At 64.7% G+C, this 12,522-nt stretch carries 12 protein-coding genes; 10 read left to right on the forward strand and 2 right to left on the reverse strand.

The window, feature by feature from the left end; translation table 11 throughout:
- Positions 1-39 precede the first annotated feature (39 nt).
- The gene (locus A9975_RS08005; protein WP_183032128.1) at positions 40-654 is read left to right on the forward strand and encodes a bacterioferritin; all 615 of its coding nucleotides are present in this window, start codon (positions 40-42) and stop codon (positions 652-654) included.
- 329 nt (positions 655-983) lie between these two features.
- On the opposite strand, the gene A9975_RS08010 is transcribed toward A9975_RS08005, so the two are convergent.
- Complete coding sequence (locus tag A9975_RS08010) at positions 984-1,307, reverse strand: DUF1840 domain-containing protein (protein WP_174428343.1); 324 nt, start codon at positions 1,305-1,307, stop codon at positions 984-986.
- 260 nt (positions 1,308-1,567) lie between these two features.
- Here A9975_RS08010 and argS point away from each other — a divergent pair, with 260 nt between their 5' ends.
- From argS to A9975_RS08035, 5 genes are all read left to right on the forward strand, one after another.
- Positions 1,568-3,361, forward strand: coding sequence for an arginine--tRNA ligase (argS, locus tag A9975_RS08015; protein WP_183032129.1), 1,794 nt, complete (start codon positions 1,568-1,570; stop codon positions 3,359-3,361).
- A gap of 128 nt (positions 3,362-3,489) precedes the next feature.
- The gene (locus A9975_RS08020; RefSeq protein ID WP_183032130.1) at positions 3,490-4,266 is read left to right on the forward strand and encodes an SPOR domain-containing protein; all 777 of its coding nucleotides are present in this window, start codon (positions 3,490-3,492) and stop codon (positions 4,264-4,266) included.
- A 92-nt stretch (positions 4,267-4,358) separates the two neighbouring features.
- Entirely contained in the window at positions 4,359-4,997 is a 639-nt protein-coding gene (locus A9975_RS08025; protein ID WP_183032131.1) for a thiol:disulfide interchange protein DsbA/DsbL, read from the forward strand.
- Positions 4,998-5,165: 168 nt separating this feature from the next.
- Positions 5,166-5,978 carry an SDR family oxidoreductase gene (locus A9975_RS08030; RefSeq protein ID WP_183032132.1) on the forward strand — a complete coding sequence of 271 codons (813 nt, stop codon included), beginning with the start codon at positions 5,166-5,168 and terminating at the stop codon, positions 5,976-5,978.
- Complete coding sequence (locus A9975_RS08035) at positions 5,975-6,811, forward strand: helical backbone metal receptor (protein ID WP_183032133.1); 837 nt, start codon at positions 5,975-5,977, stop codon at positions 6,809-6,811. The genes A9975_RS08030 and A9975_RS08035 overlap by 4 nt, the downstream gene beginning before the upstream one ends.
- 747 nt (positions 6,812-7,558) lie before the next feature.
- Here the strand turns inward: A9975_RS08035 and A9975_RS08040 are convergent.
- Entirely contained in the window at positions 7,559-8,632 is a 1,074-nt protein-coding gene (locus A9975_RS08040; RefSeq protein ID WP_183032134.1) for an MBL fold metallo-hydrolase, read from the reverse strand.
- A 198-nt stretch (positions 8,633-8,830) separates the two neighbouring features.
- On the opposite strand from A9975_RS08040, the gene A9975_RS08045 reads away from it, so the two are divergent.
- From A9975_RS08045 to can, 4 genes are all read left to right on the forward strand, one after another.
- Positions 8,831-9,265, forward strand: a complete 435-nt coding sequence (locus tag A9975_RS08045; RefSeq protein ID WP_183032135.1) for a MerR family DNA-binding transcriptional regulator — start codon at positions 8,831-8,833, stop codon at positions 9,263-9,265.
- A gap of 85 nt (positions 9,266-9,350) precedes the next feature.
- Positions 9,351-9,809: a PaaI family thioesterase gene (locus A9975_RS08050; RefSeq protein ID WP_150992505.1), complete on the forward strand. Its 459-nt coding sequence runs from the start codon at positions 9,351-9,353 to the stop codon at positions 9,807-9,809.
- 147 nt (positions 9,810-9,956) lie between these two features.
- Positions 9,957-11,801: a bifunctional isocitrate dehydrogenase kinase/phosphatase gene (gene aceK, locus A9975_RS08055; RefSeq protein WP_183032136.1), complete on the forward strand. Its 1,845-nt coding sequence runs from the start codon at positions 9,957-9,959 to the stop codon at positions 11,799-11,801.
- The gene (can, locus tag A9975_RS08060; protein ID WP_183032137.1) at positions 11,798-12,469 is read left to right on the forward strand and encodes a carbonate dehydratase; all 672 of its coding nucleotides are present in this window, start codon (positions 11,798-11,800) and stop codon (positions 12,467-12,469) included. The genes aceK and can overlap by 4 nt, the downstream gene beginning before the upstream one ends.
- Positions 12,470-12,522: the final 53 nt, after the last annotated feature.

Consider the following 12,522-nt stretch of genomic DNA (forward strand, 5'->3'; position numbering starts at 1 on the left):
GCGGCCATCCCCCAACATCCCCACAGGAGCATGACTGTCATGGACACCCCCGTAAAAGAGAAGCCCAAAGAGAAGCCCACCGCCGGCAAGGGCAAGGATCAGCAGGCCGGGAATGAGAAAGGCGCGAGCGGGGGCTTCCTGTCGGACGTCAAGACGCTGCGCGAACGCGCCCGCAAGCACATCGAGGACGGCGCCGTCACCCAGGACTACGACGCGGACCGGACCACAGTGCTGAAGCTGCTCAACGAGGCCTTGGCCACGGAGCTGGTGTGCGTGCTGCGCTACCGGCGCCACTTCTTCATGGCAAAGGGCATCCACGCGGAACCGGTCGCTGCCGAGTTCAAGGTGCACTCCGACGAGGAGCAAGGGCACGCCGACCGCATTGCGGCGCGCATCGTGCAGCTGGGCGGGGCGCCGGACTTCTCGCCGGACACCCTGACCTCACGCAGCCATGCCGAGTATGTCGCGGCCGGATCGCTGACCGACATGATCAAGGAAAACCTGGTGGCCGAACGGATAGCCATCGAGAGCTACCGCGAGATGGTGCAGTACCTGGGCGAGCGCGATCCGACCACCCGCCGCATGCTGGAGGAAATACTGGCGGTCGAGGAAGAGCACGCAGACGAACTCGCGGACATGTTGGACAAGGGTTAGCGTTTAGGCGCCAGCCAGGCTGACAGTGCTGCATGCGCCTCATTTGCCGCGTGGGCCGCGCTCTCCCAACACAGTTCAACACAGTTCTTTCCCCCTTCCGGATCTCCTTCCTGATCCGGCACGCCCGGCCCAAATCAGCGGCTGGGTTCTTTTTGCCGGGCGCGCGAGTAAGCGTGAGAATGGAGAACGGGTGGGGCGGGGCGTGGGGCCAGGAGGCCGGGGCAGGAAGCAGGGACAAGAAGCGGCGAGCGCAAGAGCAGACAAGGTGGCCGGCTGGCGCCGGCTACCTTGTTGTCTATCTACGCTTATGCGGGGATTCGGCGCACTGCCTACACCCCCCACATCACCTCGGTGCTCTCGCGCTGGGATGCGCGCAGCATATCGAGGAAGGGGTAGGCGCGCTGGCCCAGGTGCAGGGGCTCTTCCTCGTTGTCATCGTCATTCTTGCCGGGATGGACCGACGATACGGCCGGATGCACCTTCTTGGCGTCCGTCACGGCGGCTTCCAGTATATGGATGCAGCGTGGCAGTTCCTCGATGGTGATCACCCCGCGCTCCCCCAGGTGCTTGCCGATAATCCCCAGCAGCGTCACGGCGAGGTCTCTCATCATGATGAGGTCCTGCGACGCGTGGGATTTGAAGGTGATCAGCATGATATTTCCTTTCCTTGGCGTACAGCGAAGTACATGGGCGAAAACCATGGCCGCGCGGCTTGTCCCGGGACCGGGCAGGGGGCTCGCAACGGCCGGTTTTGGGCTTGCTGCATGATGTCAGCATAGCACCTGATAAAATTCTGCGTTCTGCAATTCATTGCCTGCCACGCGGCGCGGCCTCCACATGCCGCCCGTGACGGTGCCGTCGCGGCAGAACCGCCGCGACGGCACCAGACAACCGCCTCAGGGCCACGACATCCATGCTGCCAGTTCAGACCACCAATCTTGCCGCTGCGTTCAATGACGCGGTGCGCGCAATCGCCCCGGCCGACACCGCCCTGCCCGACGCCGTCTTCGAGCGTCCGAAGGTCGCCGCCCACGGCGACCTGGCCTGCAACCTCGCCATGCAGGTTGCCCGCGCGCTCAAGCGCAACCCGCGGGAGCTGGCCCAGCAGATCGTCGACGCAGTCAAGGCCGACGCGCGTACCGCCGGGCTGGTGGCCGGCCTGGAAATCGCCGGTCCCGGCTTTATCAACCTGCGCCTGACGCCGGCCGCCAAGGCCGATGTGCTGCGCGCGGTGCTGGAGCAGGGCAACCGCTACGGCGCCAAGGCGCAGGGCGTGCACGGCCAGGTGCTGGTCGAGTTTGTCTCCGCCAACCCGACCGGCCCGCTGCACGTCGGCCACGGCCGCCAGGCGGCACTGGGCGACGCGCTGGCCAACCTGCTGGACTGGCAGGGCTTTGCCGTGCATCGCGAGTTCTACTACAACGACGCCGGCGTGCAGATCCAGACCCTGGCCGTATCGGTGCAGGCGCGCGCCCGCGGCTTCAAGCCGGGCGATGCCGCGTGGCCGGAGTCGGCCTACAACGGCGACTACATCGCCGACATCGCTGCCGATTTCCTGGCCGGCAAGACCGTGCGCGCCTCCGACGGCGACGCCGTGACGGCCTCCGGCAACGTCGAAGACATCGAGTCGATCCGCAAGTTTGCCGTGGCCTACCTGCGCAACGAGCAGGACATCGACCTGCGCGCCTTCGGCGTCAAGTTCGACCGCTACTACCTGGAGTCCTCGCTGTACAGCGACGGCCGCGTCGAAGCCGCGGTGCAATCGCTGGTGGCCAAGGGCAAGACCTACGAGAACGAAGGCGCCCTGTGGCTGCGCACCACCGACGAAGGCGACGACAAGGACCGCGTCATGCGCAAGACCGACGGCACCTATACCTATTTCGTGCCGGACGTGGCCTACCACACCAGCAAGTGGGAGCGCGGCTTCGCCAAGGTCATCAACGTGCAGGGCAGCGACCACCACGGCACCATCGCCCGCGTGCGCGCCGGCCTGCAGGGGCTGGACATCGGCATCCCCAAAGGCTACCCCGACTACATCCTGCACAAGATGGTCACCGTCATGAAGAACGGCGAGGAGGTCAAGATCTCCAAGCGCGCCGGTTCCTACGTGACCGTGCGCGACCTGATCGAGTGGAGCAATGGCGCGGAAGGCGGCGAGACCATCCGCGGCTGCCTGGAAGCCGGCGTGGCTGACTGGCCCGAGCACTTCACCCGCGGGCGCGACGCGGTGCGCTTTTTCCTGCTGTCGCGCAAGGCCGATACGGAATTCATCTTCGACGTCGACCTGGCTCTCAAGCAGAACGACGAGAACCCTGTGTATTACGTGCAGTACGCCCATGCCCGCATCTGCTCGATCTTCGAATCCTGGGGCGGCGCGGACTGGGAGGCCAAGCTGCCTGCCCTGGCCGGCACCGACCTGGCCCCCGTGACCGGCGCCGACGCTACCCCGCAGGCGCTCGCGCTGGGCCAGCGCCTGGCCGATTTCCCGGACATGCTGGCGGCAGCGGCGGGTGAACTGGCGCCGCATGCGGTCGCCTTCTACCTGCGGGACCTGGCGGGCGATTTCCACGCGTTCTACAACTCCGACCGCGTGCTGGTGGACGACGAGACGGTCAAGCTGGCTCGCCTGGCGATGCTGGCCGCCACCCGCCAGGTGCTGCGCAACGGGCTGGCCGTCATCGGCGTCTCGGCGCCGCGGCGCATGTAAGCCAGGCGGCGCCATGAAGGGGGGCAAGCCCCCTTCATGGCGCGCCTTATCCGTATCGCCCTGACCACAGACAGTGATGCCGGGATCGGCGCAGGCTCTATAATCGCGCCATCACGCTAGAGGAATTCATGCAACAGCAACGCAAGCGCACCCCGCGCAATGCCAGCCGCGCCCCGCAGCGCGGAGGTACGTTCCTGGGACTGGTGCTGGGCCTGATCGTCGGCCTGGCGATCGCGGTAGTGGTCGCCCTGTACATCACCAAGTCGCCGGCGCCATTCCAGCAAAAGGGCGCGCAAAAGCCGTCCGAGCCCGGCAATGTGGTCAGCAACCTGCCCGCTCCGGCGCAGGAAGCGCCAAGCGATCCGAACAAGCCGCTGTGGAGCAAGACGCCGGCCAAGCCGGTCGGGCCCGCCGCCGAGCCCGAGCAGCCGTCCGGCCCGGCGCCGACCACGGTGAAGCCGCCCGAGCGCCAGCCACCGGTAGCCGTCACCCGGCCAGCCGACAAGCCCGCCGCCGAGAAGCCCGCGGACAAGCCTGCCGAGCGGCCCGCCGCCGAGAAGCCGGCCGACAAGACCGCGCAGAAGCCGGTGGAAAAGCCTGCCGAAAAGCCGGCCGAGAAGCCTGTCGCCGACCCGATCGCCGAGATCGCCCAGGCCGATGCCAACAAGGTAGGCTACCTGCTGCAGGTAGGCGCCTTCCGCTCGCAGGACGACGCCGACCGCCAGAAGGCCAACCTGGCCATGCAGGGGTTCGAAGCCAAGGTGACCGAGCGCGATGTCAATGGCGTCAAGCTCTATCGCGTGCGCCTGGGGCCGTTCAACAAGATCGACGACATGAACCGTTCGCGCGACCGGCTGCAGGCGTCCGGCTTCGAGGCTTCGGTCATCCGCTTTACCAAGCAGTAACAAGCAGTAACGGTAACCCCGGGGCGATCCGCTGAACCGGTTTGCCCCGCCGCTGTCATACGCTCATTGCCCATTCTCGAAAGCCGCGCCACATGAAGAAACTCGCCACCTTGTTTGCCACGCTGGTCGCTGTGACCGGTTTCCTGATGACCGCGCCCGCCCAGGCAGCCGCGCCCACCTCGGGCAAGGAATACCAGGTCCTGAAAGCGCCGCAGCCCGTCGCGCCGGGCAAGATCGAAGTCACCGAGTTCTTCTGGTACGGCTGCCCGCACTGCTTTGACTTCGAGCCTGAGCTGGAAGCCTGGGTAGGCAAGCAGGGCAAGGACGTGGTGTTCAAGCGCGTGCCGGTTGCCTTCCGCGACGACCTGCTGCCGCACACCAAGATCTTCTACGCGCTGGAAGCCATCGGCAAGCTGGACGCCATGCACACCAAGGTCTTCAGCGCCATCCACGTCGACCACAAGCGCATGCTGGACCCCAACGAAATCGCCGACTTCATGGCCAAGAACGGCATCGACCGCAAGGCCTTCCTCGACGCCTACAACTCGTTCTCGGTGACCACCAACTCGCAACGCGCCAACAAGATCGCCGACGCCTACAAGATCGACGGCGTGCCGACCATCGTGGTGCAGGGCAAGTACGTGACCTCGCCGTCCATCGCCGGCACCAAGGGCACGGCCATCCAGACCATGGATTACCTGGTCGGCCAGGTGCGCGACAAGAAGATGTAATTCCCGGGCTGCGGCCGCCGGCCTTTGGACTCGCCACGCGCGAGCCGGCTGATGGCCACCAGCGGTCGACCGGCACCGCCGGCGCCGGTGAGGCGCAGCGGCGTCCGGCGCGCGCCAGGGCGGGTCGGTCGGCATGAACCATGTTGCGCTTACCCCTGGACCCTCCCGATGCGAGCACAGAAAGTCTTCCTTACCGGCGCGTCGAGCGGACTCGGCCAGGCCCTGGCGCGCGAGTACGCCTCGCAGGGCGCCATCCTCGGCCTGGTTGGCCGGCGTGAAGAGGTGCTGCGTGAATTCGCCCTCACCCTGCCCAATCCCAATGCGGTGCGCGTCTATGGCGCGGATGTGCGCGATGCCGATGCCATGCAGCGCGCCGCCCAGGACTTCCTCGATCATTTTGGTTGCCCCGATGTGGTGATCGCCAATGCGGGCGTATCGGTTGGCACCGTCGCCGGCGAGCGCGAGGATCTCGAAGCCTTCCGCATGGTGATGGACACCAACTGGTTCGGCGTGCTCACCACCTTCCAGCCCTTCATGCAGCCCATGCGCGAACGCGATCCCGGCGCCGGCGGCTGGCGCGGCACGCTGGTCGGCATTGCCAGCGTGGCCGGCGTGCGCGGCCTGCCGGGCGGGGGTGCCTACAGCGCCTCCAAGTCCGCCGTGATCAAGCTGCTGGAGAGCCTGCGCCTGGAACAGCGCCGCGAGCGCATCCGCGTGGTCACTATCGCGCCTGGCTACATTCGCACGCCGATGACCGAGCACAATCCCTATCGCATGCCCTTCCTGATGGACGCCGACGTGTTCGCCCGCAAGGCGGTGCGTGCTATTGCCGCAGGGCGCCGCTTTGCCGTGGTGCCCTGGCAGATGGGCGTGGTCGCATCCATCCTGCACCTGATGCCGCGCTGGCTTTACGACGCAATCTTCTCCCGCGCGCCGCGCAAGCCGCGCGCGCAGGGAGGTAGCCAGGACAAGCAGCCATGAGCTGGCAGGACGCAGCCGGCGTCCTGCACCACCCTGCCACAGGCGAGGTGCGCATTGCCTCGCTGGTGCCGTCCGTTACCGAACTGCTGTTCGCCCTGGGGCTGGGGCCCCTGATGGTGGCGCGCACCGGCTTTTGCATCCATCCCGAGCCCGCCGTGCGTGCCGTTGCCAAGGTGGGCGGCACCAAGGACGTCAATCTTGAGCGCCTGCGGGCGTTGGCGCCCACACACGTAGTGGTCAACATCGACGAGAACCGGCGCGAGACGGTGGACGAGATCCGCGCGTTTGTGCCGCATGTGATCGTCACCCACCCCTGTGCGCCCGCGGACAACCTGGCGCTCTACCGGCTGCTTGGCGGCATCTTCGGCCACCTTGCCGAAGCGGAATCGCTCTGCGCCGCCATGGCGTCCGAACTGGCGCAGGTACGTGCCCGGCAGTGGCCCGCGCGCAAGGTCCTGTATGCGATCTGGCAGGACCCGTGGATGACGGTGTCGCGCGAGACCTATATCAGCCAGATGCTGGCGTTGGTGAACTGGCAGACGTGGCCTTCGGCTGACGCCATGCCCCAGGCTTGTGTTGACGGCGAGTGCAGCCGACCCAATACGCCGCAGACGCGGTATCCGAGCTTCCGGTGGAGCGACGCGCTGGTGCGGGAGATTGACCTTGTCCTGCTCTCCAGCGAACCCTATCGGTTTACCGAGGCGCATGTCGATGCGCTGGAGCGGCAGATTGGCAAGGAGGTATTGCTGATCGATGGGGAGATGGTTTCCTGGTACGGGAGCCGGGCTGTGGAGGGGGTGAGGTATTTGTCGAGGTTTGCGGTTGGGGTTTAGTGGGTGTGACTGTGACTTCAGCTACAACCGCAACGGCTTAACGTCAACTTCAACTGCAGTTTCACCTCCCCTGCGGGGAGGCGACCTACTTTCTTGTCTCGCCAAGAAAGTAGGCAAAGAAGCGACCCGGATGGGGCGAAAGCCTCCTCGTCGACAGGCAAAAAGAGCGGCCGGGGGCCAAACTCACATCGCCTTAGGGCGATGCTCAGACATGGCCCCCTCTTTTCCGCTCTTTTTGCCTGCCGACGAGGCGCCCCATGACGGGAGATGAAAACCCAGGCGGCTCGCGGCGCATCGCGGGCGGGTGATTGCCGCCCCCAGGCGGCAATCACGGCTACCCCGAATGGTGATTTGATCCCCACGACCACTGGTTCTGCCGTGTTTCCCACCTGGGGGCGGGAAACACCCATGGCGACGCGAAGCGAGCCGTGGAGGTGTGCCAAGGCCGTATGGGGCGCCTCGGGATTTCATGAAAAGAGCGGAAAAGAGGGACCCATGTCTGAGTATCGCCTTAAGGCGATGCGAGTTTGGGTCCCGGCCGCTCTTTTCATGAAATCCCGAGGGGGTGTCGCCCCATCCGGCGCGCCTTCTTTGCCTACTTTCTTGGCAAGACAAGAAAGTAGGTCGCCGCCCCGCAGGGGTGGTGAAACTGCAGTTGATGTTGCCGTTAAGCCTTTGAATTTGAAGATAATTTTTCAGTTTCAGCAAGCGGCGCAGCAGCAAAACCCCACCAGTACCCCTTAACCCTTAAACCCGAAACCTAACAACCCCATCCTCCCCAATCTCCCGCCTCACATCCCCCGCATGCCACAACACATGCAAGTGCGCCAGCGCCTCGCCCATGGCAAACGTCATCTGGTGAATATCAAACTGCCGGTTGAAAATCACGCCGACGATGTCATGCGCGTTACAGGCCTTCTCCACGCAGGCCGCCCGGGTCTCGGCAAGCCGTTCCACGTGGTGTTCGCGCAATTGCTTGATGCGGATATGCAGGTTCCGGAACGGCCGGCCATGCGACGGCAGGATCAGCACGTCTTCCGGCAGCGGCTCGTACTTGCCCAGGGAATCCAGGTATAGCTTGAGCGGATTGGCTTCCGGCTCCATGTCGAACACGCTGACATTGGTGGAGATGCGCGGGAGCACCATGTCGCCGGAAATCAGCACATTCAAGGCGGCGTTGTAGAGCGCTACGTGCTCGGGCGCGTGGCCGAAGCCAGTGATCACTCGCCAACCGGACCTCGCCGGGTCGGTGCCGATATGCACGGTATCGCCGTCCATCATGCGGCGGTACTGGGTGGGCAGGTCGGGTACCAGCGACGGGTAGTAGCTCTTGCGCGCGCGCAGTTTTTCCAGGCTGTCGGGGTCCGTCAGGCCGTGGCGGGCGAAGTGGCTGGCCGCGAAGTCGCCGCCGGCGTTGGAGCCGATGCCGCCGCCGCCGCCCATCACGCGGGCGTTCATGTAGTCGCCCAGGCTCATCCACAGGCGAGCGTCCCAGCGCTTGCACAGCCAGTGCGCCAGCCCGATGTGGTCGGGGTGGCAGTGGGTGGCCAGCACGCGCAGCACGGGCAGGCCTTCGAGCTCGTTGGCGAACACGGTTTCCCAGTGCGCCTTGATGGTGTCGTTGGTGACGCCGCAATCGATGATGGTCCAGCCGTCGCGGCCTTCGAGGCGGTCGCGCACCAGCCACAGGTTGATGTGGTCCAGCGCGAAGGGCAGCGGCATGCGCAGCCAGTAGACGCCGGGCGCCACCTGTTGCCGCGCGCCGCCTTCGGGCAGGGTTTCGCCAAACGGGTATTGGAGTTCGTGTTCGAGTGCGTTCATGGGGAGTCTCTCGGGTCTGAAGCCCTGTGCGCGCGGTGCCGCGGGCAGGCGGGCTTTCTCGTTGTCACGGTTGCATATCGCGGTTGCCAGCAGCCTTGCTTGACGCTAACGTTAACGTCAATTGGGGCGGGCTTTTTCCATATTAAGCGAAAACTTCATTCCATACCGAACGACCGTTCACTTTTTTACCGGGCCACCATGCCAGACTCGCCAGCCACGCCAACCTACACCATCACCGATCTCGCCCGCGAGTTCGACGTGACGCCGCGTGCGATCCGTTTCTATGAGGACCAGGGCTTGCTGTCGCCGGAGCGCGAAGGGCCGACCGGGCGCAAGCGCGTCTATAACGGGCGCGAGCGCACGCGCCTGAAGCTCACTGTGCGGGGCAAGCGACTTGGGCTGACGCTCAACGAAATCCGCGAGATTCTCGACCTGTACGAGTCGCCGCGAGACACCGCGCCGCAGCTGGAGCGCTTCCTGCATTCGCTGGCGCATCACCGCAGCACACTGGAGCGCCAGCTCGAGGACCTGCAGGCGCAGCTTGCCGAGATCGATCAGCACGAGCGGCAGTGCCGGGAGTTGCTGGCGACACATGCGTGCGAAGTGCCGCCGGCCGTGGTGAAAAGTGCCTGATGAGCCATTGTTCTGGCTCGTGCATCTGATTTGATTGACGTTTACGTAAACGTCAATAGAATAGCTTCTCAAACAAGGAAAGCCCATGCCCCAAGCTGTCGATGCCACGCCGTTGTCCGCCGAGCGCGCGGATGCCATTGCCACCAGCTTCTCGCGCCAGGGCCTGATGACCACCTTCGGCGCGGCGCTGACGCGGGTCATGCGGGGCGAGGTGGAGATCGCTATGCCGTGGTCCGAGGGCGTGACCCAGCAGCACGGTTTTTTCCACGGTGGCGCCGTCGGCGCGCTGGCCGACAGCGCCTGCGGCTACGCAGCACTGTCGGTCGTGGGGGACGGCGAGGCCGGGCTGACCGCCGAGTACAAGATCAACCTGCTTTCACCCGCACAGGGCGAGCGGCTGGTGGCGGTGGGCCGCGTGCTCAAGCCCGGCCGCACCTTGATCGTGGCGCAGGGCGACGTATATAGCGAGACCGCCGGCGTGCGCAAGGCGGTGGCCACCATGCTGATGACCTTGTGCGTCGTGCGCACGCTGGACCACGTCTGACCACAAACGACGAAGCAGACAAAACGGCAGTGCCAGCCTAAGTGCCCCGCCGCCCACGCCGAATTGACCGAAAGAGCACTCGCCCGGCCGCCGAACCAATTTACAATCTCCGGAAACCCCCTCCAGCCTTAGTCACCGGTCTGCGACATGTCCCACTTCCCCAAGCTGCTGTCCTCGCAGATCGCCTACGACGTGGCCCGGACCATGCTGGACGGGTTTGACAAGCATTACCGGCTGTTCCGCGAAGTCAGCCACCTGGCCAAGCTGAAGTTCGAAGCGGCCGACTGGCTCGGCCTGCAGCAACTGCAGCGCGACCGCATCGACTTCTACAACGAGCGGGTGCGCGAAACCAGCGTGATCCTGGAAGACGAATACGACGCGGAAAATATCGAGGACGAGATCTGGCAGCAGATCAAGCTGCACTACATCGGGCTGCTGACCAATCATCACCAGCCCGAACTGGCCGAGACGTTCTTCAATTCGGTGTGCACGCGCATCCTGCATCGCTCGTACTTCAACAACGACTTCATCTTCGTGCGCCCGGCCATCTCGACCGAGTACATCGAGAACGAGGAGTCGCCCACCCGGCCGACCTTTCGCGCCTATTATCCGGGCAGCCGCAAGGGCATGGCGGCGTGCTTCGAACGCATCGTCCATAACTTCCAGCTCGAGCGGCCGTTTGACGATCTCACGCGCGATATCGGCTATGTGGTGCGCGCCGTCACCGAGTATTTCGGCGACTTCCGCATTGCGCCGAATTTCCAGATCCATGTGCTGTCGTCGCTGTTTTTCCGCAACAAGTCGGCGTTCATCATCGGCCGTATCCTGAATGCCGACCGCACCTTCCCGCTGGCGATTCCCATCGTGCACACGCCCGATGGCAAGCTGTCGCTCGATACGGTGCTGCTCAAGAAGATGCAACTGCTGATCCTGTTCTCCTTCACGCACTCGTATTTCATGGTCGACATGGAGATCCCGTCGGCGTACGTGACCTTCCTGCGCGACATCATGCCGCGCAAGCCGCGCGCGGAGATCTACACCTCGCTGGGTTTGCAGAAGCAGGGCAAGAACCTGTTCTACCGGGACTTCCTGCATCACCTGCAGCATTCGTCGGACAAGTTCATCAGCGCACCCGGCATCAAGGGCCTGGTGATGCTGGTGTTCACGCTGCCGTCGTACCCTTACGTGTTCAAGGTGATCAAGGACTACTACCCGGCGCCCAAGGAAACCACGCGCGAGCTGATCAAGTCGAAGTACCAACTGGTCAAGCAGCATGACCGCGTCGGGCGCATGGCCGATACGCTGGAGTACTCCGACGTGGCCTTCCCGTTGTCGCGCTTCGACGATGGGCTTGTGCGCGAGCTGGAGCTGCATGCGCCGTCGATGATCGAGTACCAGCGCGCCAAGGATGGCGGCGAGGAAATTGTCGTGCGCCACGTGTATATTGAGCGCCGCATGACGCCGCTGAACATCTGGCTGCAGGAAGGCTCGGATGCGCAGGTCGAGCACGGCATCGTCGAGTACGGCAACGCTATCAAGGAGCTGATCGCCGCCAATATCTTTCCCGGCGACATGCTCTACAAGAACTTCGGCGTGACACGCCACGGGCGCGTGGTGTTCTACGACTACGACGAGATCGAGTACATGACGGACACCAATGTCCGCCACGTGCCGCAGCCGCGCAATGAGGAGGAGGAGCTTTCGGGCGAGGTCTGGTACAGCGTCGGGCGGCACGACATCTTCCCCGAGACCTACCGCACCTTCTTGCTCGGCGACGCGCGCGTGCGTGCTGCCTTCCTGCGGCACCACGAAGATTTTTTCGATCCTGCCATGTGGCAGGCTCACAAGGACCGGCTGCTGGCCGGGCAAATCCATGATTTCTATGCCTATGATGTTTCTGAACGCTTTATCCATCGCTACGGCGCCGGTAGCGGCGACGCCGAAGCGCGCGCGCACGGCAACGATCCCGCTCCCGCAAGGAGAGTCGCATGAGTGACGCCATCGCCCAGCTTTTCCGCAACAACCGCGAGTGGGTGGACCGCGTCAATGCGGAAGACCCGAGCTTCTTCATGCGCCTGGCCAACCAGCAGGCGCCCGAGTACCTGTGGATCGGCTGCTCGGATTCGCGCGTGCCGGCCAACCAGATCCTCGGGCTGGCACCGGGCGAGGTGTTCGTCCACCGCAATATCGCCAACGTCATCGCCCATAGCGACCTCAACGCGCTGGCCGTGATCCAGTTCGCGGTGGAAGTGCTCAAGGTGCGGCACATCACCGTGGTGGGCCACTATGGCTGCGGCGGCGTCAAGGTGGCGCTCAAGCGCCAGCGCATCGGCCTGGCCGACAACTGGCTGCGCCATGTGCGCGACGTGGCCGACAAGCACGGCGCCTACCTTGGCACCATCACCCGCGAGGAAGACGCGCATACGCGCCTGTGCGAGCTCAACGTGATCGAGCAGGTCAACAACGTGTGCCAGACCACGGTGCTGCAGGATGCGTGGGACCGCGGGCAGCCGGTCACGGTGCATGGCTGGGTCTACGGCGTGTCCGATGGCCTGCTGCGCGACCTGGGCATGGCCGCCAGCAGCAACGACGAGCTGCACGCGCAGCTTGAGTCCGCCTACCGCCAGTTCGGCGATCCGCCGCAAGCGTCGATTCGCTAAGCCAAGTACAGAGAAATTCCCGGAAGAGCCAACAATCGCCGCCAGCCAGCGCC

Origin of the sequence: Cupriavidus sp. UME77 (genome assembly GCF_014170355.1) — a bacterium.
Taxonomy (GTDB): Bacteria; Pseudomonadota; Gammaproteobacteria; order Burkholderiales; family Burkholderiaceae; genus Cupriavidus; species Cupriavidus basilensis.

Excerpts from the sequence above, each read along its gene's own strand:
- A9975_RS08005 (WP_183032128.1), top strand. The coding sequence starts at position 40 with ATGGACACCCCCGTAAAAGAGAAGCCCAAAGAGAAGCCCACCGCCGGC.
- A9975_RS08010 (WP_174428343.1), bottom strand. The coding sequence starts at position 1,307 with ATGCTGATCACCTTCAAATCCCACGCGTCGCAGGACCTCATCATGATG.
- argS (WP_183032129.1), top strand. The coding sequence starts at position 1,568 with ATGCTGCCAGTTCAGACCACCAATCTTGCCGCTGCGTTCAATGACGCG.
- A9975_RS08020 (WP_183032130.1), top strand. The coding sequence starts at position 3,490 with ATGCAACAGCAACGCAAGCGCACCCCGCGCAATGCCAGCCGCGCCCCG.
- A9975_RS08025 (WP_183032131.1), top strand. The coding sequence starts at position 4,359 with ATGAAGAAACTCGCCACCTTGTTTGCCACGCTGGTCGCTGTGACCGGT.
- A9975_RS08030 (WP_183032132.1), top strand. The coding sequence starts at position 5,166 with ATGCGAGCACAGAAAGTCTTCCTTACCGGCGCGTCGAGCGGACTCGGC.
- A9975_RS08035 (WP_183032133.1), top strand. The coding sequence starts at position 5,975 with ATGAGCTGGCAGGACGCAGCCGGCGTCCTGCACCACCCTGCCACAGGC.
- A9975_RS08040 (WP_183032134.1), bottom strand. The coding sequence starts at position 8,632 with ATGAACGCACTCGAACACGAACTCCAATACCCGTTTGGCGAAACCCTG.
- A9975_RS08045 (WP_183032135.1), top strand. The coding sequence starts at position 8,831 with ATGCCAGACTCGCCAGCCACGCCAACCTACACCATCACCGATCTCGCC.
- A9975_RS08050 (WP_150992505.1), top strand. The coding sequence starts at position 9,351 with ATGCCCCAAGCTGTCGATGCCACGCCGTTGTCCGCCGAGCGCGCGGAT.
- aceK (WP_183032136.1), top strand. The coding sequence starts at position 9,957 with ATGTCCCACTTCCCCAAGCTGCTGTCCTCGCAGATCGCCTACGACGTG.
- can (WP_183032137.1), top strand. The coding sequence starts at position 11,798 with ATGAGTGACGCCATCGCCCAGCTTTTCCGCAACAACCGCGAGTGGGTG.